This is a genomic window from Candidatus Polarisedimenticolaceae bacterium, assembly GCA_036275915.1.
Taxonomy (GTDB): domain Bacteria; phylum Acidobacteriota; class Polarisedimenticolia; order Polarisedimenticolales; family DASRJG01; genus DASRJG01.
The window spans coordinates 158,156-178,962 of the sequence record DASUCV010000004.1; the positions used below are offsets into that span (position 1 = coordinate 158,156).

At 69.6% G+C, this 20,807-nt stretch carries 23 protein-coding genes and 1 tRNA gene; 2 read left to right on the forward strand and 22 right to left on the reverse strand.

Annotation, left to right across the window (positions count from 1 at the left end):
* Positions 1–9 precede the first annotated feature (9 nt).
* Entirely contained in the window at positions 10–798 is a 789-nt protein-coding gene (locus VFV19_02895) for an RNA methyltransferase (GenBank protein ID HEX4823238.1), read from the forward strand.
* Here VFV19_02895 and VFV19_02900 read toward each other — a convergent pair.
* From VFV19_02900 to VFV19_02935, 8 genes are all read right to left on the reverse strand, one after another.
* A complete protein-coding gene (locus VFV19_02900; GenBank protein ID HEX4823239.1) occupies positions 795–3,137 on the reverse strand; it encodes an ATP-binding protein in 2,343 nt (780 codons plus the stop codon). The two genes, VFV19_02895 and VFV19_02900, sit on opposite strands and share 4 nt — an antisense overlap.
* Positions 3,134–4,441 (reverse strand): EAL domain-containing protein, encoded by a 1,308-nt coding sequence (locus VFV19_02905; GenBank protein HEX4823240.1) that lies wholly within the window; start codon positions 4,439–4,441, stop codon positions 3,134–3,136. The genes VFV19_02900 and VFV19_02905 overlap by 4 nt, the downstream gene beginning before the upstream one ends.
* 5 nt (positions 4,442–4,446) lie before the next feature.
* The gene (locus VFV19_02910) at positions 4,447–4,836 is read right to left on the reverse strand and encodes a response regulator (protein HEX4823241.1); all 390 of its coding nucleotides are present in this window, start codon (positions 4,834–4,836) and stop codon (positions 4,447–4,449) included.
* Positions 4,833–5,498 (reverse strand): PilZ domain-containing protein, encoded by a 666-nt coding sequence (locus tag VFV19_02915; GenBank protein ID HEX4823242.1) that lies wholly within the window; start codon positions 5,496–5,498, stop codon positions 4,833–4,835. The genes VFV19_02910 and VFV19_02915 overlap by 4 nt, the downstream gene beginning before the upstream one ends.
* A gap of 238 nt (positions 5,499–5,736) precedes the next feature.
* Entirely contained in the window at positions 5,737–7,404 is a 1,668-nt protein-coding gene (locus tag VFV19_02920; GenBank protein ID HEX4823243.1) for a glycosyltransferase family 39 protein, read from the reverse strand.
* Between the two features lie 216 nt (positions 7,405–7,620).
* Positions 7,621–8,043: a hypothetical protein gene (locus VFV19_02925; GenBank protein HEX4823244.1), complete on the reverse strand. Its 423-nt coding sequence runs from the start codon at positions 8,041–8,043 to the stop codon at positions 7,621–7,623.
* Positions 8,040–8,588, reverse strand: coding sequence for an RNA polymerase sigma factor (locus VFV19_02930; GenBank protein ID HEX4823245.1), 549 nt, complete (start codon positions 8,586–8,588; stop codon positions 8,040–8,042). Before VFV19_02930 ends, VFV19_02925 begins: the two co-directional genes overlap by 4 nt.
* A gap of 38 nt (positions 8,589–8,626) precedes the next feature.
* Positions 8,627–9,076: a hypothetical protein gene (locus VFV19_02935; GenBank protein ID HEX4823246.1), complete on the reverse strand. Its 450-nt coding sequence runs from the start codon at positions 9,074–9,076 to the stop codon at positions 8,627–8,629.
* A gap of 176 nt (positions 9,077–9,252) precedes the next feature.
* Here VFV19_02935 and VFV19_02940 point away from each other — a divergent pair, with 176 nt between their 5' ends.
* On the forward strand, positions 9,253–11,619 hold the full coding sequence (locus VFV19_02940; GenBank protein HEX4823247.1) for a hypothetical protein: 2,367 nt from the start codon (positions 9,253–9,255) through the stop codon (positions 11,617–11,619).
* Between the two features lie 36 nt (positions 11,620–11,655).
* Here the strand turns inward: VFV19_02940 and VFV19_02945 are convergent.
* The 14 genes from VFV19_02945 to VFV19_03010 form a co-directional block, all read right to left on the reverse strand.
* Positions 11,656–11,731: transfer RNA gene (locus tag VFV19_02945), tRNA-Gly, on the reverse strand.
* A gap of 44 nt (positions 11,732–11,775) precedes the next feature.
* Entirely contained in the window at positions 11,776–12,987 is a 1,212-nt protein-coding gene (locus VFV19_02950; GenBank protein HEX4823248.1) for a site-specific integrase, read from the reverse strand.
* A gap of 2 nt (positions 12,988–12,989) precedes the next feature.
* The gene (locus tag VFV19_02955; GenBank protein ID HEX4823249.1) at positions 12,990–13,583 is read right to left on the reverse strand and encodes a hypothetical protein; all 594 of its coding nucleotides are present in this window, start codon (positions 13,581–13,583) and stop codon (positions 12,990–12,992) included.
* Positions 13,584–13,585: 2 nt separating this feature from the next.
* Entirely contained in the window at positions 13,586–13,978 is a 393-nt protein-coding gene (locus VFV19_02960; protein HEX4823250.1) for a hypothetical protein, read from the reverse strand.
* A gap of 2 nt (positions 13,979–13,980) precedes the next feature.
* Positions 13,981–14,412 carry a hypothetical protein gene (locus tag VFV19_02965; GenBank protein HEX4823251.1) on the reverse strand — a complete coding sequence of 144 codons (432 nt, stop codon included), beginning with the start codon at positions 14,410–14,412 and terminating at the stop codon, positions 13,981–13,983.
* A 3-nt stretch (positions 14,413–14,415) separates the two neighbouring features.
* Positions 14,416–14,697, reverse strand: a complete 282-nt coding sequence (locus tag VFV19_02970; protein ID HEX4823252.1) for a hypothetical protein — start codon at positions 14,695–14,697, stop codon at positions 14,416–14,418.
* Positions 14,698–14,710: 13 nt separating this feature from the next.
* A complete protein-coding gene (locus VFV19_02975; GenBank protein ID HEX4823253.1) occupies positions 14,711–14,992 on the reverse strand; it encodes a hypothetical protein in 282 nt (93 codons plus the stop codon).
* Between the two features lie 143 nt (positions 14,993–15,135).
* Positions 15,136–15,624: a hypothetical protein gene (locus VFV19_02980; protein ID HEX4823254.1), complete on the reverse strand. Its 489-nt coding sequence runs from the start codon at positions 15,622–15,624 to the stop codon at positions 15,136–15,138.
* Positions 15,624–15,830: a hypothetical protein gene (locus VFV19_02985; GenBank protein HEX4823255.1), complete on the reverse strand. Its 207-nt coding sequence runs from the start codon at positions 15,828–15,830 to the stop codon at positions 15,624–15,626. Before VFV19_02985 ends, VFV19_02980 begins: the two co-directional genes overlap by 1 nt.
* 71 nt (positions 15,831–15,901) lie before the next feature.
* Positions 15,902–16,915: a hypothetical protein gene (locus tag VFV19_02990; protein ID HEX4823256.1), complete on the reverse strand. Its 1,014-nt coding sequence runs from the start codon at positions 16,913–16,915 to the stop codon at positions 15,902–15,904.
* 4 nt (positions 16,916–16,919) lie between these two features.
* Positions 16,920–17,693 carry a hypothetical protein gene (locus VFV19_02995; GenBank protein ID HEX4823257.1) on the reverse strand — a complete coding sequence of 258 codons (774 nt, stop codon included), beginning with the start codon at positions 17,691–17,693 and terminating at the stop codon, positions 16,920–16,922.
* A 31-nt stretch (positions 17,694–17,724) separates the two neighbouring features.
* Positions 17,725–19,185 carry a hypothetical protein gene (locus VFV19_03000; GenBank protein ID HEX4823258.1) on the reverse strand — a complete coding sequence of 487 codons (1,461 nt, stop codon included), beginning with the start codon at positions 19,183–19,185 and terminating at the stop codon, positions 17,725–17,727.
* Positions 19,182–19,625: a hypothetical protein gene (locus VFV19_03005; GenBank protein HEX4823259.1), complete on the reverse strand. Its 444-nt coding sequence runs from the start codon at positions 19,623–19,625 to the stop codon at positions 19,182–19,184. The genes VFV19_03000 and VFV19_03005 overlap by 4 nt, the downstream gene beginning before the upstream one ends.
* 352 nt (positions 19,626–19,977) lie before the next feature.
* Entirely contained in the window at positions 19,978–20,646 is a 669-nt protein-coding gene (locus VFV19_03010; protein HEX4823260.1) for a hypothetical protein, read from the reverse strand.
* Between the last annotated feature and the right edge of the window lie 161 nt (positions 20,647–20,807).

Here is a 20,807-nt window from a genome sequence, read left to right on the forward strand (position 1 = left end):
TTCATCGTCGTGCTCACCCGCCGCCACCCGCTCGTCCGGCAGCTCCGCGACCTGCGTCGCGATGCGGCGGCGCGTCGCGACGCCGGGCTCCTCGTCGCCGAGGGGGTCCATCTCGTGCAGGAGGCGCTCGCGTCGCACGCCACGATCGAGACCGCCGTCGTCGTGCCGCGGCTTCGCGATCTCCCCGAGGGGCGGGATCTGCTCGACGCCCTGAGACGGCGCGGGGTGACGATCGAGGAGGCGAGCGACGAGGTCCTGGACGCGCTGCAGGATGCGAGGGCGCCGCAGCCGGTTTTGGCCCTCGTGCGCCACGCGGCTCGGTCGCTGGACGACGTCATGAGCGGGCTGCCGCTCGTCGTCGTGGCCTGCGGGGTCCAGGACCCCGGGAACCTCGGCTCGCTCGTCCGCTCGACCGAGGCGGCCGGCGGGACCGGCCTCGTCGCGACGCCGGGAAGCGCCGATCTCACGCACCCGCGCACGGTGCGCGCGACGATGGGGTCGATTTTCCGCCTTCCGTCCGTCGCGGCGCAGCTCCCCGCGGTGATCGAAGCGGCGCGCGCCCGCGGCCTTCTCCTCCTCGGCGCCTCGCCCTCCGGGACGCCTTACGACGAAGCCCCGTGGACGAAGCCGGTGGCCCTCTTCCTCGGGGCCGAAGGCTCCGGTCTTCCCGAGGCGCTGAGGGGCGCTCTCGACGCCACGGTCGCGATACCGATGAGCGGAGCGGTCGAGAGCCTGTCGGTGGGAGCGGCCGGCGCCGTGCTCCTCATCGAGGCGGCTCGGGCGCGACGAAGAGCCTAGCGGCGGATGATGCGAAGGCGCGGACGCTCCGGCGCCTCGTGCGCGGGGGGATCCTCCGCGACCGGAGGCTCGGGATCGGGGACGGCGACCGGCCGCGGCGGCTCGGCCTCGCGCTCCGCCGCGATCGGGAGGGTGAACGAGAAGATCGTGCCCTCGCCCGGAGTGCTCGTCGCGTGGATGACGCACCCGTGCAGCCGCAGGATGTTCCGCACGATCGCGAGCCCGATGCCGGTCCCTTCCTTTCCGCCTTCGCCCGCGCGGCTTCCCGCCTGATAGAAGCGATCGAAGATCTTCTCGAGATCCTCGCGCGCGATCCCACTTCCGGTGTCCTTGACGTGGACGAGCGCGAAGCCGGGCTTGCCGCGCGCGAACTCGATCGCGATCGAGCCGCGGTCGCGGTTGAACTTCACGGCGTTCGAGAGGAGGTTCACGAAGACCTGGAGGATCTTGTCCCGGTCGGCGCGCACGAGGAGCGCGGGATCGGCCGCCGTGCGCGTGACGCGCAGCTCCTTCGCCTCGATCTTCTCGCGCAGGAGCGCGAGCGCCTCGTCGGCGACCGCCGCCGGCGGAAAGACGCGCAGGTCGATGGCGCCGCCGTCGCGGTCCATCCGGGCGAAGGCGAGGAGGTTGTCGATCATCGCGATGAGACGGTCGATGTTGCGCAGCGAGAGCGAGAGCCCCTGCTTCTGCTCGTCGTTGATCGGCCCGAGCCGCCCCTTGAGGATCATCTCGGTGTAGCCGCGGATCGATACGAGCGGCGTCTGCAGCTCGTGGCTGACGTTCGCGAGCAGGTCGGACTTCATCGTGTCGAGCCTCTGCAACTCCTGGTTCAGCCGCTCGGCCTCGGCCCGGCGCGACGCGAGATCGTCGTGGAGCGCGCGCAGCTTCGCCTGCGCCGTCTCCGCCGCCTCGAGCCTTCGCCGGAGCGACGCGGTGTCCCGCGCGCGCTCGGCGTCGCGCGCGGATTGCGCGGTGACGTCGCGCGCGAGGAGGAGACGGCCGGTGACCGGACCGTCGGGACCTCCGAGCGGGCGCGCGGCGAGCGCCACCGTGCGCGTTCCCGCGGTGACGACGTCCTCGACCGTCGTCGCTTCGGCGGCGGCGAGGCACGCCGCGGCCGCGGCGCCGAGCTCGCCCCGGTCACGGAGCGTGCGGAGCAGGTCCCCCTCGGTCGCCCCGGCGGCCGACGACGCCGCCAGTCCGAAGAGATGCGCGAAGGCGGGGTTGGCGAAGCGTACGCGCGGCCCTCCGGGACCGTCCTCGACGAGGACGACCGCCTCGTCGATCGTGTCGAGGATCGTGGCGAGCCGCGCCTCCTGCGCCGCGACCGCGCCCTGCGCCCGTCCCAGCGCCGTCTCGTCCCGGAAGACGACGAGCGCTCCGGCGCGCCCCTCGTGGCGGTGGGCGATTGCGAGCCAGCTCACCTTCGGACCCTCGCGACCCGCCGCGTCGCGAAGCCTGAGCGTTCCCTCGAACCGCGGCGGCCCGTCGCCGCGCTCGATCGCAGAGAGCGCGTCTTGCACGACGAGCACGTCGCCGGTCGCCACGCGATCGCGGAGCGCGAAGCCCGGCAGCTCGCCGGACTCGATCTCGAGGAGGGCGCGGAGCGCGCCGTTGCCGGAGACGATGCGTCCGCCCTGGACGACGCCGACGCCCCCCGGCAGCTTCTCCAGGATGTCCTGCGCCCGCTCCTCGTCGCGATGCTTGCCGGTCGTCTCGCGGTCCTGGTCGGACACGTCCTGCACGACGACGAGAAAACCGGGGTGATCGTCGGACGGGCCGCGGAGGAGGCGGATGGTCAGGCGCGCGGAGAATCGCGTCCCGTCCTTCCGCACCATGACGCCGCGCGACTCGATGCCGCGCTCCCTCAGGCTCCTGCGCGCGAGCTTCGGAAGGACGTCCTTCCACGATGCCTCGTCGAACAACATCGCGACGTTCCGGCCGACGAGCGCCTCCTCTTCCCAGCCGAACAGCGACACCGCGCCCGGCGAGACGATTCGGAGATCGCCGTCGGCGTCGGTGGCGACGACGCCGTAGCCGGTCGCGGCGTCCTGAAGCGCGTGGTATGCCTCGCCCGCCGCCTCGGTGCGCGCCCAGCGAACGGACAGGTCCTGGCCGAGCCGGTTCGCCGCGTCGGCGATCGGCGCGTAAGGCGAGCGCGGCTCGATCTCGAGACGCCCGCGCGGACGTCCTCCGCGCATCTCCTCGAGCACCCGGACGATCTCCTGCGTCTCGCGCCGGCTGCCGCGCCGCGCGGCGAAGAGCAGCGCCATCGCCCCCGCCGCCGCGACGGCGACGATGACGGCGAGCAGGCCGACGAGAGCGGACGGCAAGGTCATGACACCCAGCGCTCGCGCGGGGCCGGCCCCGCGAAGTGATACCCCTGGCCGTACGTCGAGCCGAGGGCCCGCACGGTCTCGAGCTCCGGCGCCGACTCGATCCCGACGGCGACGACGCGCGCGCCGACGGCACCGCCCTGACGCGCGATCGTCGCGAAGATCTCCTGCTTGACGAGGTTCCGGTCGATCCCCCTCACGACCGACGCATCGACCTTGACGTACTCGGGACGGAGGCGGTCGAGCGCTTCGCCGCCGTCACGGCCGGTGCCGACGTCGTCGATCGCGATCGCGAAGCCGTCCTGCCGTAGCGACGAGCAGGCCACGGCAAGCGTCTCCGCGTCGGCGCCGACCGCACGCTCCGAGACCTCGACGACGACGTCCTCGGGTCTGCGGCCCGAGGCCGCGAGGAGCGAGGGCACGGCACCGTCCCGCCACTCGGGGTCGGCGAGGGTCGAAGGGAGAACGTTGACGAAGAGCTTGCGCGCGCCTGCGACCTCCGCACTCTCGCGGATGGCGGCGGCGCGGCAGAGGCGGTCGAGATCGCCCGAGGCGCCGACGCGCCCCGAGAGCGCGAACATCGCGCGGGGCATCTCGAAGAGGCTGTCCTTGGGTCCACGCGCGAGCGCCTCGAACCCGAAGACGTCGCCGGAGGCGATCTCGATGACCGGCTGCCAGACCGTGCGGATCCGCGCGTCGCGGATCAGCTCGCGGAGCTCGGCGCCCCAGACGCGGTCGCGGTCGCGCTCGCGCCTCTCGGAGAGGGTCCGCGCCTCCTCGACCGCCGCGTGGACGCGCCGCTCGAAACGGTAGAACGGATCCTCCGACAGGAACGAATGCCCGACGCGGACGAGGAGGCGGGGCGCCATCGTCGCGAACGGGTCGGTATCGAGCGCCGTGTCGAGACGCACCTTGACGGCCGCGGCCATCGCGGCGAGATCGGACGCCGAGGGCTCGCCACCACCGGCGGTCCGGGGGACGAAGACGACGAAGCGATCGGCCGGCACCCCGCCGACGGCGAGGAGGGTTCCCTCCGGCAGCTCGGCGCCGGGCATCGCCTTCATGACCGCCGCGAGGCGCGCCATCGTGCGGTCGAAGACCTGCCAGCCGTAGAGCGACTCGACGAGGTCGATGTTCGCGGCCTCGACGTGGAGGACGCCGAGCTTCCGGCGCTGATCGAGGAGCGTGCGCAGCTCGTCGAAGAGGACCGGGTAGGCGGGGATCCGGGTCGCGCGATCGTGGAGCGCGCTCCGGAGCTTGAGGTATCCGTTCCTGAAATGCTCGAGGGCCTGGGTCGATCGGTCCATGGCTCTTACCAAGGGGAGGCGGAGGGGACCGCGGAGAGAATGCGCGCGACGCGCGCGACCAGCTCGTCGATGCCGAACGGCTTCGTGATGTAGTCGACGGCGCCGTCCTGGAGGCTCGCGACCTTGTCGCGAACCTCGCCCTTGACGGAGAACATCGCCACGCGAAGCGACTCGAGCGCTTCGTCGGCGCGGACGAGCCGGAGCGTCGCCCAGCCGTCGAGATCGGGCATGTTGATGTCAAGGAGCATGAGGTCGAACGGCTCGGAGCGGGCGAGCCGGAGCGCCTCGCGGCCGGAGGGCGCCGCGACCACCTCGTATCCGGCGCTCGCGAGCACCGCGCGCGCCGTCTCCCGGATGTCGTCCTGATCGTCGACGACGAGGATGCGCCCGCTCACGCCACACCCCGGCGCTGCGCCCTCAGGTAGCGGCCCAGCTCGACCCGGTCCGCCGCCGCGATCGTCGTGAAGCGGAGCGCGATCCCCGCGGACTCGACGCGCACGACCTCGGCCTCGGCGCGCACCTCGCGCGCGCCGGGGATCGGGAGTTGGAACGCGAGCGCGATGCTCTCGCCGGCCGCGGCCGGCTCGTGCGTGAGGAGAAAGCAGCCGTCGATCCCCATGTCGCGCGTGTAGGCGAGCCCCTCGACGCCGCCGCGCACGATCGTCACCTTGAGCGCGACCTCGGCGCGCTCGTCCCTGCGGAACGCCACGGGGTGGTACTTCTTGATCGCCTCGACGAGCCGCGCCTGCGTGAGGGGTCGCGTGACGAGCCCGGCGATGCCGGCCGCTTCCGCGCGCGCCGCGTCGGCGGAGTTGCCGAGCGCCAAGACGGTCACCGAGTCGCCGAGCGCTTCGAGGATCTGCGCCGCGGCGGCGAAGGCGTCGAGCCCGGGGACGTGAGGATCGAGAACGACGAGGTCGGGGCGATGCTCGCGAGCGAGCGGCACGAACGTGTCGGTCGTCTCGGCCCAGACGAAACGCACCTCCGCGCGCTGCAGCACGGAATCGTCGAGCTCGAGGAAGGAGGAACACTCCTTCCCCAGGAGGATCGTCGTCACAACCACCCCGCGTCGGGACGCATCGCGCCCATCTCAGGTCGGAACCACGGAAAATTACCACCAGCGATCATCGGGAACCATCGCTAATCCGGGTGCCACTCCCCGACAAGGCCGAGGCGGCGGAAAGCTCGGGGGCTCGGATGGTCCCGTTACGAAACGGGAGGCGGGAACCGGTGCGACCATAGCATCGGCGCGCGCTCCCGCGGCGCCGGCGGGCGCCTCCGACGGTTTCCGATGGTCAACGGAGACGGGCCCGCGCTCCCTCGTGCCCCGGCACGTACCGGAGCTGCGTGCGATAAGACTGCTGCGCTCCGGTGCTGTCCCCATTGGCTTCCTGGGCGAGACCGAGGAGATACCACCCATCCGGGGTATACGGGTTCGCCTGCACGCACCGGCCGATGCTCGTCACCGCTCCCGCCGCGTCGCGGAGCCGCAGTCGCAGCTTCCCGTCCTCGCAGAGGAGGCGTGCATCCCCGGGCTCACGGCGAAGCGCGTCGTCGACGACGCGCCGCGCCGAGACGAAGTCGCCGCGCTCCTGGTACAGCTCGGCCAGCGACGCCGCGCTCGTCGTGTCCTCGATGCGGTAGGACGGGAAGGCGAGCGCCGAGGTCGCGGCGAGCGCGACGGCGGCGAGACCGGGAACGAGCAGGCGGCGGCCTTCTCCCTGACGCAACCGCTCCGCGCTCCATACGATCCCGGCGCCGGCGAACGCCGCGAGGAGCGGGACCACGTGGAGCCTGTACCGGGAAAAGATGAAGAAGGCGATCACCGACGCGCTGTAGATGACGATCCACGCCGCCATGACCCGCCCGCCCTCCGTGCGCAATGCGGGAATCAGACCCAGAACCGCCAACCCCAGGAACAATGAGAAAGGAAGGAGCGGCCGCAGCGGCGGCGAGAACCGCTCGATGAACGGCAGGTCCCACGCGTCCGCGACCTCCACGTCACTCCAGAACAGCGCCGCCTTCGACGCCATCGCGCGCGCCGCGAACGCCGGCTCCGCCTCCATCGTGTGGAGCGATTCGCGGAACCAGTACGACGACGCCTCCTTCGCCGTGAGCGGATGCCCCACGCGCCGCTCGGCCTCCGCCAGGAAATCCCCCTCCTCGTGGGCCGTCTCCGGCCGCACGAACGGCACCGCGCGGAACCGGCCGTCGTGATTCGCCGGGTTGTTCCCGGTATAGAAATTCTGTCCCATCCCCGACGCCGTGAGCACCCACTCGTGCGCGACGAGACCGTTGCGCAGCGTGACCGGCATGATGACGACGAGCGTGCCGAGCACGAGCGCGACGGCGGGACGCCACTCCTTGCGCCACCCGAAGTAGACGAGAGCCGCCGGCACCATCAGCAGGAGATTCGCGCGCGTGAGCGCCGCGAGGCCGAGCGCGACGCCGGCGCCCAACATCCACCAGGTTCCTCGGCGAAGAAAGCAGACGAGCGAGAGTGTCGCCAGGAAGACCGACAGCGCCGTCTTCTCGAACTCGCCCTCTTGAAACACCGCCGCGCGATTGAGCGCCATCAACAACGCGCCGAGGTTCCCCGCTGCGGGGCCCGCGAGCTGCCGGCCGAGCGCTGCGACGAGCCCGCACGTCGCGACGCCGCACGCCACCTGGACGAGGCGCACGAGCAGAAGATCGCGTCCGAACAATTTGTAGAGAGCCGCGAGCACGTACGGGTAGAGCGGGTCCTGATAGAAGGGACGCGCACCGGAGAGCCAATCCCCCGCCGCGATCCGCTGTGCCCAAAGGTCGTAGGCCTCCGAATCGACGATGAGGCGATCGAAGAGCGGAAGCTGCCGGAGGGCCAGGACATGCCACACGCGGAACGTCGCGGCGAGGACGAGCACACCCGCGAGGAACCACGGCGAGGCGAGGATCCGGCGGATCCGCCGAGGACGTGTCGACATGTTCGATGCATGAACCGGCGGTCGTTGCCCCGGCCGATGCCCCCTCCGTCAGAGAGTGTACGGGCAGTTCGGCCCTCGGATCACCGCTCCCTGAGAAGCTCCCGCAACACCAGAAGGTCCGTATTCACCACGTACGCCTCGGCGCCGGCCTGCCGGGCCGCGTCTCGCAAGTCGTCGTGCTCGTGGGGATCACGCCCTCTCGTTTCGGAGTGCACGCTAGGAAGCGACCGCGGCGTCTCCGACGGCCCGGAGGAGGTTCCAGAGCGAGAGCGTCGCGGCCAATCCCGCACCTGCGAGCATCGCGCCCGCAAGAGCCTCGTGCGCCAGACCGAGCATCGCGACCGCGGCGACGAGAAGCGCGCACACTGCGAACGCGAGCGCATGGAGGGCCACACGCGTCATCGCGCACCGCGCGAGACGACGCTCCTCGATGATCAGAGCGGCCTCGAGGCGCATCGCCTCGGCGGAGATGGACGCTCGCCGGCCCTCGGCCGCTGCGAGAACGGTCAGCCCGCGCTCCAGCGCGAGCGCATCGGAGCAGTCGCCGCACCTTCGGACGTGCACCGCCGCCGCGGGGTCCCCGCGCCGGAATGCGGTGAGCGTTTCGGGCAGGTGCGGGCAGGGGCTTCGGTGGCTCACGGCGCACCTCGAGGGGTCTTCGTCTCGCGGAGCGCCGCGGCGGCGCGCTTCCGCGCACGGTGAAGCAGGACGCGAATGCTCCGCGGCCGGAGGTCCAGAATCGCGGCGATCTCGTCGTGGTCGTAGTGCTCCACGTGGGCGAGCCATACGAGCGCTCGCTCGCGAGGGGAAAGGCACGCGAGCGCGTGGACGACTTGCTCCCGCATCGCGGCCTGCGCGTCGGGCGCGAGCTCCGTGTCCGACGGAAGATCGTCAATCTCGTCGCCTGTCCCGTCGGGCTGCGGGCGGCGCGGCTTGAGCCAGCGTTGGAGCCAGGAATCGCGACGCCAGGCGTCGGTGGCCAGTCGCGACGCGATCGTGAAGACGTAGGCGCGGACCGACGGCAGGTCGGCGGTCCGCGGCGGATGGGTCAGGAGGCGAACCCACGTTTCCTGGAACAGATCGTCGGCGGCAGCGGCGCTCCCCGTGATGCGCCGCAGGTACCCGCGCAGCGGGACGCGCAGCTCGGTGTACCAGGCGTCGAAGTGGGCCGGCGTCACCGCCACGGGCCCCGCCCGCGTACCCACGATCGTTGCCAATGACGTCAGCGCCGGTCGAGCCAACGCGCCAGCACTCCCGAAGCCGTCAGGGCGATTCCCGCGCACAACGAGAGTGTGCCCCACGTCGCCATGTTCTGTTTGGCCAATCTCTCCCACAGCTCCTTGCCCTCGGGCAAGTTCGCGGACGAGATCTTCGCGCCGATGCCGAGCGCCAGGACGAGCAACCCGACGCTCAGGAGGCCGAGACCGGCGCGCCACGGGTTCCGCGCCGGCTCTGCCGTGGCCGACAGGAGGCGCCGTCCCTCCTCGGACCGCGCGAAGTCGAGGAACGCCTGCGAATCGGCGAACTTCTCGAAGACGCGGTGGCGGATCTCGAACTCACGGAGCTTGAGATCGGCCCGCACGTGGTGCCACCGGATCGCGAGCGCGATCGCGAGCGCGCCGGCCGCGACCGTCAACGCCGCCACCAGGATCTGGAACAGTTGCCAATCCATGCCGTCCTCCGCGCGAGGCCGGAAGCGGCCTCTGCCGGTGAGACGGCGGCGGCGCGCTCGGGGTTAACTCGCGTCGCGGCTTGCGGGCCGGATGCGGCACGATCGCCATGCGTTTCCCCCGCGGTCATCCCTTCCTGACTATCGTCGGGGTACGACCTACCGAATCGGAGGACGTCATGCGCACCATGATCGTTCCCGCGCTCCTCGTCATTTCCAACCTCGCTCAAGCGGCAACCGCGACCGATCCCCTCCAGGCGGCCTGGGAGAGCTTCGGACGTGGCGCCAAGCCCAAGTCGACCTACGCTCGCGTGCTCGACGACAAGCTCAGCGATCTCCTCTGGACGGCGGCGCACGCGCGAAAGTCCCTGGACGAGGCGGCGGCGCTCGTCGCGAGCGCGCACCACGTCGGGCCCGAGGCGGCCGCGGACCTCGTCGAGGCGAGCGTCATCACGGAGAGCATGCCCGGACGCTTCGACGACGATCGCGACCCCGCGCTCGCCGAGCGCGCTGCGTCAGCGCTCTGGCGCGCCTACCGTCGCGAACCGGCGGCGCGCATCGTCCTCGATCAGGCCGGATGGATCGTGTTCGAGATCGAAGATGATCCTGCGGAGCTGCATCGCATGGTCGACGAGCTGCGGCGGAGCGCCGACCCGGCTCCGCTCGCGGCGTACGTCGCGGCGATGGGTCTGGGCAGGGAGGAGATCGACCGCGAGGCCCTCGCAATCGGACTCGCGAGCCGGCCCGACGCCCCGGGGTTGCTCCTCGGCGCTGCGGGGCTCGATCGAGAAGACCCGTGCGCTGCCGCCGCGTGGGCACGCGAGGCGCTCGCGAGCGCGGAGGCGAGAAACGTTCGCGATGCCCCGTTCCTCGGCGCGGCGCGGAACACTCTCCTCGCAGCGCTCCTCGAAGCGGGGCTCGACCGCGAGGCGCTCGATCGCTTCGAGGCCATGCCGATCGCGGGGCGCAGCGCCGCGCTGGGAGAGGATGTCGAGGGAAACTCCAACACCCGGCTCGACGACCTCGACTATTCGTTCCGCTCCGTACGGCTCCGCTCGTCGTTGGCCTCCGCGGCGTTTCTCGCGGGGGAGCGGGAACGCGCGATCCGTCTCGCGAGCGGAGACCCGCCGCCGCTGAAGGACAAGGAGCGCGACGAGGAGCGGGAGCGCCTCGCGATCGTCCGCGCCGCGTTCGAGCGCATCGCCGGCGGCGGGCCGGCCGATGCGTTCGACACGCTCGAAAAGGCGCTGGTGTCCGGCGAATCGTTCGAGCGCATGCCCCGGCCTCTGACCGCGCTGTGGGCGCGGCTCGCGAGCGAGACCGACTACCCGGATATCGCGGCGGAGCTCTGGCGCCGCCGGAACGCCTGGCGGAACGATCCCGCGCCCGTGCCGGCGCGGATCGCGGCCGCCGTCGCGGCCTGCCGATCCGTCTCGGTCGACCCTGCGGCGGCGAGCGAGGCGCGTGAGCGCGCGGATGCGGCGTCGGCGGGGATCGCGTCCAGGCTCGCTGCGGAGCCGCTGAAGGTCTTTGCGGAGCATCCGCTTCCGGCCGGCGTCGCGCCGTGGGATCCGCCCGACGCGGAGCGCAGGCCGCTCGAGGAGAAGCTGAAGGCCTGGAAGCTTCCCGGACTCTGGCCCGTGCGCGTCGATGCGGCGGGAAACGACGTGGTCGCGATCGGTCTGGCGCAGGACTACGACCCCGCGGGCGAGGTCTCGGGGGGCGGCTACTGGGTCGCGCGCTCGCACGATCGCGGGAAGACGTGGTCGCGGGCGCTCTACACGGGGCTACGGCCGATGCAGCCTTACGTCATCCGGTCGTTCTCGAAGCTGGCGATGATCGACGGCGACCGCCTGCGGATCGAGGTCGACCTCCGCGAGCTCGATACGACGAAGATCACCTTCCCTCCAATCGGCCGATCGTTCACGAGGACGGAATCGGGGATCTATCTCGAGGCCGCGTGGGCCGACCTCGAGCGCGATCGCGACGGCGACGGGCTCACGGATCTCGCGGAGGAGCGGCTCATGACCGACCCGGACTCCGCCGACACCGACGGGGACGGGCTGCGGGACGGGGAGGATCCGCTGCCCCACGTCGCGGCCTCGAGCAAGGCGAGCGCCCTCACCGGAGCGCTCGCCGCGCTGCTCCAGGGCGGCGGCTACCAGGCGCGCCCGATCCTCACCGGCGATCCCGGAGGCCAGAAGACCGACGCCGACGACACGAAGAACGTCGAAGCGGTGATGGAGAAGATGCTCAAGGATGCCGTCGCTCTGACCTCCGAGGCGACGACCTTCATTCGCGGTGACCGGGCGGCGTTCGCCGGGATGACCGCCGACCACCGGATCGTCGTTCTCAGCGACTCCGAGGCCGATCGCGCCCGCGAGCGCTTCGGCGTCCACTACCCGGCGACGATCCGCATCTTCATGGACCATGCCGGAAGCAAGGCTCTGGCGATCTGGAACGAGAGCTGGCGCGGCGAGACCGTTCATCTCGAGAAGGTGGGTGGGGTCTGGCGGAGGACGCCGGTGAGCTCGTGGATCACCTAGCGGACACGCGGGAGCTCAGCCAAGCCTGCTGGAATTTGGAGCGGGAAACGGGGTTCGAACCCGCGACCCTCAGCTTGGGAAGCTGATGCTCTACCAACTGAGCTATTCCCGCACTAGGTGAGCAAGTCCAAGAGTAGCGGGAGTTAGCTCGGTTCGTCAAGCGCGCGCGGTGGCCTCCGAGGAAGGCGTTTCGGGACGAGTGTCCACCTGAGTGTCCACGCCAGAAACGAGACGGCGATCGAGAGCCGAGACGACGTTCGCCGTGCGGTCTGCGTCCGACCGCACGTAGAAGCGTTGGGTCGTGCGGACGTCGGCGTGGCCGAGGAGCGCCTTCGTCTCGCCGACCGGGATGCCCTCCTCTTCCGCCCAGCTCGCCGCGGTCGTGCGGAGGCTCTTGAAGCTCGCCCACGGCATGCCGGCGGTCTCGGCCGCGTCTCTCCACCTCTGCGAGACCCGGTTGCGCTCGCGCTTCGAGTGAAGCGTCCCGCCGTTCGGGTAGACGAACACGAACTCGGGGACCGACGACGTCGCCCGTGCGACCTCCTTCCGAACGCGCTCCATGTCCGCGAGGACCGCCTTCGCCGCCTCGCCGAGCTTGACGCGCTTCGATCGGGCCATCTTGCTCTCGGCCGAGAAGTAGATGAACCCGCCGCGGGTGTCGACGTCGGACCACCGGAGGCGGACCGCCTCCTGGAGCCGCGCGCCGGCCGCCAAGGCGAACAGCGAGAGCGCGCGGAGCGTCGGGGTGAGCTGCGCCGCGACCTTCCCCCATTCCTCGGTCGAGAGCGGCCGGCCCTGCGGCTCCGGTTCCTTCGGCTTCTCGACGTCGGCCGCCGGGTTCGTGTCGATCACCCCCCACCGCTTCGCGAGCTTGAACATGGTCGAGAGGAGCGTGAGGTCTTTCCGGACCGTGGACGCCGAGAGCTGGCGCCCCTGGTAGCTCGCATTCGACCGCTCGAGGCGGAAGGCGTCGAAGTCGGCCGGCCGGAACTCACGCATGTACCGGGCGCCCAACTCGCGGCGAAGCGGGCCGGCGCGCTTCTCTTTCACGCCGGGTGCCGGCTCGATCGCCGGCCGTAGCCGCTGTTCGTAGTAGTCGGAGCGCCGAGCGGACGCGTACTCACGGATGAACCGATCCGCGAACTCGGCGAATGTCGGGCCCTTCGCCTCCTCGGCCTTGCGCGCCTCCTTCTTCGGGTTGCGATACGTGCCGTCGAGAACCTGTCCCTTCCGCTTCGTGAGGAGGCTCTTCGCCTGAGTCATCGTCGTGCCGGCGGCCTCGCGGACGCGGTCGCCGTCCTGGTCTCGGAAGTCGATGTCATAGACCGTGATCCCGGTCCGTTTGAGAGTGCGTGCTTTGATTGCCATGGTCAGAAACTCCTTAGCCTGTGCGTCGCGATGAACCGCACGATTCGGAGAAAACGAACCTCCTCGAACATCGCATCGCGGAGCGCATCCGCAGTTGCGAAGCACTGCGCGACGAGTTCCCTTCCGTGGACGCTCGTGACGTCGTGGTCAGGATTCATGAAATCGATATTGACCAGGACGGCCTGTGCCTCCCGCATGGCGGCGACGTAGGCGGCCGCGGCGCCTCGCACACGAGGCGTGTTGAAGAGTCGGGCGGCGTCCTGAAACGCCCCTGTACGAAGAAGCACGTCAAGAGTCGCGAGCGCATGCTCGCCGAGTCTGTCGTAGATTTTCGTCAGGCCGTCTCGCCGCTCGTCTTCATCCTCCGAGAGGTTGTCCCTGTTCTCCTGGCAAGATTCGATCGACTTGACCAACGCAGTGAACGCCGCTGTTGCGTCGTCGAGCAAGACCGAGACGCGATCAAACGACCGGAGGAGGACGTCGCGTCGCGCGGTGACGAGGCCCCACCCGATCGAGAAGAAGCCGCCACCGGCGAGCATGACCAGGAGCTGCGGCCAGAGGTTGGACCAGACGCCGGGGGCGCTACAGGCCGCCATGGTTACGCCTCCTCCTCATCGCGCGCGGCGCGCTTAAGTTCCGACGCCAAGGCTTCGAGGGTGTGAACGCTCCCGTAGGTCGTATTACGGATCGCCCGCCTCATCCCGTCGCTCATCGGTCCGTCGTCGCGACCGCCCATAGCGTCGGCGTCGGCCTCGAGCGAACTCGCGATACTCAGGAGCGCCGGCGCGGTGCGCGCGGCGACGATCGCGAGATCGCGAAGCTCCATCCTCGGGTCGCCCTTACCGGCTCGCTTGTACAGCTCGTCGGCGACGGCGGTCAGGAAGTAGCCCGGCGCAGCCTCCATGAAGCCGGGAGGAGGCTCGATCGCGGCCGCTACGCGAGCGGCCGGCGTGACGTGGGCGCTCGCCTTGCTTTCGATCGTCTTCGGCATGGTCACGCCCTCGTTTCCGGCTGCCTATCACGCAGCGCGCGGTACGCCCCGACCAACCGCGCATCGACCGCATCGGGGTGATCGGAGAACGGAAACGGAACCGCGGGAGTGCCGCGGTACGGGGAGAGCAGCCGATCGTCCGCTTCGGTGGGGTACGCCTTCATCAACGCGCGATAGAGCGGGGAACCGTACGGCGCGAAGTCCATTTCAAGGCGGAGAACCGATGCGCCCTTCTCGGTGGTGGTGGTCGCCGGGATGTCTACTTCCGTCGGGCGGTAACCGGCGGGGAGGCGATGCTTCAGGCGCGCAGCGGCTTCGAGTAGGCGGTCGTAAGTACCGGAGACGTAGCGCCCCGCCATCGCTTCGACGAGCCGGTTAAGCTCGCCCTCCGCGCGTTCGTATGCCTCGTCGGTCGTGATCTTGTGCTTCGCCATGGCTCACCCCCTCGCCGCGACGGCATCGTTGTACCTAGCCAACATGAATGCCTTCGATCCGACCGAGCCTTTCGCCCTGCGGACCTGTTCGATGACGGCTTCGGGGGTTCCGACTCGCTGGGCACGCTCGATCTGGTACGCGAAGTCGCTGCGTTCCATTCGACGCGCCAGTACATAGAGCGCGTCGCCAATCTCAACCTCTGCGGCGCGCGCCGGGAACTTGACCACCGCGCCGCCGTTCGCGGGTGGGAGATTTCTACTTCCCGCCAGCGTGGCGGGAAGCACGAAGGGTAGGACGTTACTTCGCGGGCTTCCTTTTCCTGCTCTCACGGTTCTCTCCCTTTTCAGGCGCGTGGACTTTCCACGTCCGGTACGCGCCCTCGTCTGCGGCCAGCGCCAACGCGGCGTTGACCCAATTCGATCTCGACAGGCTGACCTTGTCGGCCGCCGCGTCGATCTTCTCCATGAGCGTGCTGCTGATGCGGACCTGTAGCGTCGCGTCCTTTGCTCGGACCACGGCATCCCCCTTCGCCGGCTTCCTTGCCGGTGCGGCGGATTCTACGGTCCTCGCTCGACGCATCTCGTCCTCCGTCACTTCTAACTGTAGTACCAAGGTACTACCCATGTCAAGAATCCCGAGGAAGGGTGGAAATCGCGGGTTCGGGGGAGATTCCGCTTCCCGCGATAGGGCCGCCGCCTCGGGGACACCGGCCCCCGAGTCCGTCAAACGTTGATGAACACTCCCGGCGCGTAGAAGCCGCTGTAGCAAAGCCAATTCCGCTCGTAGACCGTGACGATGATCAGTTGGTTCGTGACGTAGGTCATCCCTTGCAGCGTCGCCGGGACGTCGCTCGTCGAGGGGACTGTTCCGCTCGTCGTCGCTTGGACCTCCGCGAACCCGCCCCGCGCGGTGTAGCTGTAGTGGTCGAAGTCCGTGATCTGTCCCGCGGTGTACAGGTCGCTCGTCGTGATCGGTGGCGAGAACTGCCAACCAAAATCCCACAGGACGTTGTGAATCGGATTGCTCCATCCCACCGCGTTTGCCCACGCCTCCGGGCTTCCCGCGGCTTGTGGGTTGGCATACGGATTGACCGGAGGGGTCGACGGCTGCACTGGCGTGACGACCCCTCCTACGACGACGGTCGCCGGCTTCGTGGTGAACGGAATCTGGGTGTGCGTGACTCCGTTACGGTCGATGACGGTGAGTGCCATCAGTCCTCCTCCTCTGACTTGCGCCGAACCGGCTCCAGCCGCTCCGCAACGCCGAGTAGGTGCCTCAGTTCCGCGAGCCCTTCGTGCGCGGCGTTCAGTCGTTCGGCCAGCCGGTTCATCGCGTGCCTCGTCGCCGAGCGCGGGCGGTCGCGGTGCGGGTCTTCTGTGTCGCGTAGCACTTCGCGGTCGCGGTCACGACGACGCATCGTCACCTCAATTGAAAACACCGTCGCCGGGTGAACCCCAGCGACGGCGGTCCGTTCATCGCGATCTCACCTCAGTGGCGATAGGCAGCCTGGAAACGGGCATGGAGCTCGGGCTGCTCCCTCGCGGCGAGTGCGACACCGGCAATGAAGTCGTTCGCGGGGACCCGTCCATTCGCGAACGCCCGCTGGATGAACTCCCTCATCTCGTCCGTCGCGCTCCGCTTCTCGGCGGCGCTGAGTTGGACCACCGGCCGCTCCGGCTCGGTGCGGGCTTCGCCGCGGTCCCGCATCCCCGCCGCGTAGAGCGCCGGGTTCTCTTGCTTGACGACGTCGAGCGCGTCGCCGAAGCCAATGTTCCGCTCCGCTTCGATCCGCTTGGCCTCGAGGAGCAGCCGCTCCTCGTTCGGCCCATGCATTCCGGCCCTCTCCTGCGACGACAGCTTGCGGTTGCCATCCGGAGCCGAAGGTGTCGGGACGACCTGACCGCGCGCGCGCTCGACGAGATCGGGGTTCTTCGTCGCGATCTGCTTGAGCGCGTCGGGGGGATTGCTCGCGATGCCGCGGTCGAGCAATTCCTCCACGAGCTGCGCGAGTTCGTGACGCGCCACGAGCGGCCCGACGAATGTCGCAGGGAGGAATTTGTCGACGGCGGCCTGGTCGCCGGTCGCCGAGAAGTTGGCGTAACTCTCCAATGCGAGCTTGTAGATCGCTGGCATGTTCGCCTTGATCGCTTCCACCGCGGTCTCGTAGTCGCAGTTGTGGGCCCGCTTGTAGTCCCCGATCTGCTCGAGGACGATCTTCTTCGCCCGCGTCGGAGTCATGGTGCTGTGATTGCTCGTCATGTGCGTGCTCCTGGCGCTCGTGCGCCCGTTGTTCGATTCAAGATCCTCCGCGCTCAGCGTGACGGCATCGCAGCCATCTCTGTCCTCGAGCGTGAGCTTGCTTCCGGCGCGTAGCGCGGCCTTGATCGCCGGCCACGCACCGTTATTGATCGCGGCGACGGCCTCCGGCACACTGCCGAGGTGATAGACGCGGCGCCGGAGTTCGTCGAGCTCCTGGCAGAGATCCGCCGGTAGGTTGATCACGGCCTCACTTCGCCTTCGCGATCACGTCGTGGAGCTGGGCCGCGGCGAGGCCGGGAATCGAGAACTCCCGCGAGAGACCGGCGACGATCTCGGCCGCGCTCGTGTACATGCCGATCGCCATCTCGCCGGCGGCGAGCCGGAGCTCGTCGCGCCTACGCCCCTTTGCCGCGATCCTGGACGCGTCGGGCAGAATCTCTCTCCGGAGGACGTCGAGCATCTTCGTGCGCAGCGCCTCGCAGTCGGCCGGGGTCTCGTTGTGCAGCTTCATCGCCTCGTCGAGGTCCGCCTTCCGCTGGTGCTTCTTCAGCTCGGCGACCGAGGCATCGTGCTCGGCGGTGAGACGGACGTGCTCGGCCCTGAAGGCGTCTCGCCGGCCGGTCATGGTGATCCGTTCCATGATCGCGTCGTCGCGGTCCTTGTCGCTCGTCGCCGAGTCCTGGATCCGCTCCGAGAGCTCGGCGATCTTGTCGTCATGCGCCTGGACCTTGTCGCCCATCCGGTTCTTGCTCTCCCCGGCGGCCGACGCGGCCTTGCGCGCGTCCTCGAGCGTCGTCGGTCCCTTGGGCTTGTCGCTCGACGTGAACGCGTTCCCGTAGGGCGTGCGGCCCTGCGAGTTGTGCAGCGGCGCGTCGTCGACCTCTTCGGCCTCGCCGGTGGCGCACATGCGCATGCCGTCGGCGTGCGGGACGAAGCCGACGACACCGGGCGGGATGAGCTGATTCGACGGCCAGCCCGCGAGGGTGTCCGTGTTGAGCTGCTTGAGTGTGCGGATCTTCATCGTGTCTCTCCATGCGGCGCGCGGGCCGCGATCAAAACGCTTCAAAAGCCGGGTTCGGGTGACGTGTCCAAATCGACGGGCGCCACTGGCCGCCGCGGATGCCGCCGGTTGACGACTGCCCGAGCCGCCATAACGCGTAACCCGCCGCGTCAGAGAAGTGCGTCAGCGACTTGTCTCTCTTGTCGATCTCGCGCGTGCCGGGCCGCCACGAGACGCGAGAAAAATCCCGAACGAGAAACTTGCACCGCGGGTGGATGTGGAGCTTCACGGCACCGTCGGCGGAGCGCAAAAAGGCGTTTACCTTGGCCACGCGCTCGGACACCGGAGGATTCGAGTCGCTCTCCCGCACCGAGAGCCGGTGGTAGTACTTGCCGAGCTCACTGCGGATAATTTCGTAGTCCGTCGCCGTCGCCGACGTCTTCCGCGCTCGGCCCGAGCTGTCTCCGTAGACCACGACTTCGAGCGTCTTGTCGGGGTACCGACGAATAAACTCTTTGCACGCGCGCTCGGTCGTCGCGCCGCCAGCGATGACAAGCTCGTCGATGATCCAAGCCTCGTGCTGGTGATGCTGCATCACGACCCACGCCATCGGGTCGACGTTGAAGTCGCAGGACAAGATCAGCGGAAGGCCGGCTTGCAGCGCGACACGCTCCACAACGTGCGTCGAGCGATCAAACGCCTCGTACGCAGGCAGAGACGTGCCGTCGAGCCACTCGGCTTCGTACAGGCGACGGAACTCCGACGCCGACAGCCTGCTCCGCTCCCGCGCGATGAACCGAACGTACTGACCGCGACCGCAGTCGGGCCGATGCCCGTCGACCGTTTCGAGCGCGACAGGGATCGCGGAGCGTTTCGCCCCGCACCGACACGCATGCGCCGACGCGCGATCCCGCCAGGTCCACCGGCGGCACGCGAAGCCGGCCGCTCCCGACTCCGCCGCGCGATAGAGCGACTCCGCCGTCCCGCCGACGTCGCCGACGTTCCCGAGGTAGACGAGCCGCCCCTCACCGCGGCTGATGGTCTCGGCGCGTCTCGAGGAGATCACCGCGTAGGCGTCCGGCGTCAACTGGCCGAACTCGTCGACCACGCCGCCACGCGTCGGCGGTCCGTACAGGAGTTCCGGCCTGTCCCACGAGCGCGCCTGAATCTGCGCGCCGTTCTTGAGTGTGAGCCGAAAGGGAGGCGTCGTCGTCGGCTCCCCGCGCAAGATCCCCGCGCTCCGCGCCATCGCCGCGAGCCCCTTGAAGCCGTGCTCGCACTGCCCGTGCGTCGGCGCGAACCAAGACCACGGGATCTCGCCCGGGCCTCCGCGCCACGCGACGGCCAAGAGCCACGCCTCACCGACCGTCGTCTTCCCGAGCTGGGGCGCCGAGATCGTGAGGTCGTCCCGCGCCGGAGACGTGAGCACCGGGAGCTGGTACTCGCGCAGCGCCGGCAGCCGGAGGATCTCGGTCCGGTGTGCGGGCTGCACTCGGGGCGCCGTCGCGGTCACTTGCGCCACCCCTGTACATTGGCGGCATGCGCTTGAACACCCGATGGCTCTTCCGAGACTGGCGTTGGCACACGGTCGATCAGAACGCCCAAGGCTGGCGACAAGTGCTCTCCCGACTTTTCAAGGGGTAGCGCCTTCGCCTTCCACCGCTCGACCTCGGGCGAGACCCTCTCGACCCGGAGGTACGTCACCGTGCGCACCTTCCCGGTGAGCCGCAGGCGCATCCCGCCGACGATCACCCGCCCGAGCCGCCTCGCCTCCTCGCCGCGCACCGTGACCTGGAGGCGCTGACGACGGAAGAGCCCGGGCACGTCGAGCTCGAGCGCGAACGCCAGGATCGGACGGCCGCGCTTGCCCTTGGCTCGTCGGATCGTGTCGCGGACCACCGTGCCGAGGACGACGTGCGAGGAACGGGGCGCCGGTGCGGCCGACGATGACACCGCGGTTGAGTCGACCCGCGAGTCCGCTCCAATGAGACGGACTGAGGAGGTCACCGCACCGGCTCCCATGGTCATGCTTGGGCTCGCGCCTTCCGGAGTCGCGCCGCACGCTGCTTGGCTTCGGGCTTCCGGCTCCTCGCAACGAGCCGATACAGCCCCGGCTCGGTGACGGTGAGAAGCTCCTGGGGGCCGCCAGGGGTAGTCATAATCTGACGCCCCTTGCAGTCCTCTGGCATGCCAGCTAGCGCGCGGTGATGCTGCTCAATCCCCAACACCGCGCACACGTCCGCCGCGATCCATTCGGGGGCTTCCTGCGTCCCAACCATGCGGGCGAGGACGAGGGCCGTGCTCGTCACGACTGCGCCTCGCTCTCACCGTTGCCCGCTGTCGCGCGTTCCTCGCCCTCGACGGCCTCGACATCGGCACCGGTGGCCGGCGATCCTGAGGCGTCCTGTGAGGCCAAAGTGTTGTAAAGGTCGGTGCCGTCGCTGAGCTGGACGACGTAGAGGGTCTCGGCCGCGTGCGGCGCCGCCTGCGCCTTCAGCTCGGCGAGGCGGTCGATCAACTGGCGCACCTCGGCGCGGTCTTCCTTCTCGAGCGAGACCAGGCGCTCGTACGTCGGCGTAAGCGAGCCGTCGCGGCGGACGCGGCCGGTCCGGTCGACGATCTTCGCCATGGTCTCGATCTCGTGCTCGGCACGCGCGAGACGACGGGCAAGGCGCTCCCCGATCGGCGACGCCGCGATGCCAGCCTCGAGGATCACGCGCAGCGCCTCGGCGACGTGCTTCTTCAGCCGCTCGCCCTCGCCACGCTTGGCGAGCCGGCGGGCCTCGCGCATGCGGAGCGTGAACTCCGGGTCACGGGCAGCGTTGACGTTGCCCTTCGGCGCGCCGCCGCGACGCGGCTTCGCCGGGTCGGTCGTGGGGGTGACGGGCGGTCGTTTCGAGCTCGTCGCGGTCTCGCCCGTGGACACCTGCGGCGACGACGTGCCGGAAGTCGCGACGTTTCGGGGTTTCGTCATGCCGTCATCCGCCTACAGAGCCGATGCGTGAAAGCGTTGAGGGGTGAGAGGCCGAGGGCGAAAGCGCGGCGGGCGGTCGCGACGGTCTTTCGTCGCCTTCCGAGGGTGTCTTCGGAGGCTCCCAGGGTGACGTATCGGCCTTAGTAAATCCGATACCCCGA

Bases quoted from the DNA above. Each gene is read 5' to 3' on its own strand.
- VFV19_02955 (HEX4823249.1), bottom strand. From the start codon at position 13,583: ATGGCGGCCTGTAGCGCCCCCGGCGTCTGGTCCAACCTCTGGCCGCAG.
- VFV19_02975 (HEX4823253.1), bottom strand. From the start codon at position 14,992: ATGCGTCGAGCGAGGACCGTAGAATCCGCCGCACCGGCAAGGAAGCCG.
- VFV19_02960 (HEX4823250.1), bottom strand. From the start codon at position 13,978: ATGCCGAAGACGATCGAAAGCAAGGCGAGCGCCCACGTCACGCCGGCC.
- VFV19_02995 (HEX4823257.1), bottom strand. From the start codon at position 17,693: ATGAAGATCCGCACACTCAAGCAGCTCAACACGGACACCCTCGCGGGC.
- VFV19_02905 (HEX4823240.1), bottom strand. From the start codon at position 4,441: ATGGACCGATCGACCCAGGCCCTCGAGCATTTCAGGAACGGATACCTC.
- VFV19_02935 (HEX4823246.1), bottom strand. From the start codon at position 9,076: ATGGATTGGCAACTGTTCCAGATCCTGGTGGCGGCGTTGACGGTCGCG.
- VFV19_03010 (HEX4823260.1), bottom strand. From the start codon at position 20,646: ATGACGAAACCCCGAAACGTCGCGACTTCCGGCACGTCGTCGCCGCAG.
- VFV19_02985 (HEX4823255.1), bottom strand. From the start codon at position 15,830: ATGCGTCGTCGTGACCGCGACCGCGAAGTGCTACGCGACACAGAAGAC.
- VFV19_02965 (HEX4823251.1), bottom strand. From the start codon at position 14,412: ATGGCGAAGCACAAGATCACGACCGACGAGGCATACGAACGCGCGGAG.
- VFV19_02920 (HEX4823243.1), bottom strand. From the start codon at position 7,404: ATGTCGACACGTCCTCGGCGGATCCGCCGGATCCTCGCCTCGCCGTGG.
- VFV19_02900 (HEX4823239.1), bottom strand. From the start codon at position 3,137: ATGACCTTGCCGTCCGCTCTCGTCGGCCTGCTCGCCGTCATCGTCGCC.
- VFV19_02940 (HEX4823247.1), top strand. From the start codon at position 9,253: ATGCGCACCATGATCGTTCCCGCGCTCCTCGTCATTTCCAACCTCGCT.
- VFV19_02950 (HEX4823248.1), bottom strand. From the start codon at position 12,987: ATGGCAATCAAAGCACGCACTCTCAAACGGACCGGGATCACGGTCTAT.
- VFV19_02980 (HEX4823254.1), bottom strand. From the start codon at position 15,624: ATGGCACTCACCGTCATCGACCGTAACGGAGTCACGCACACCCAGATT.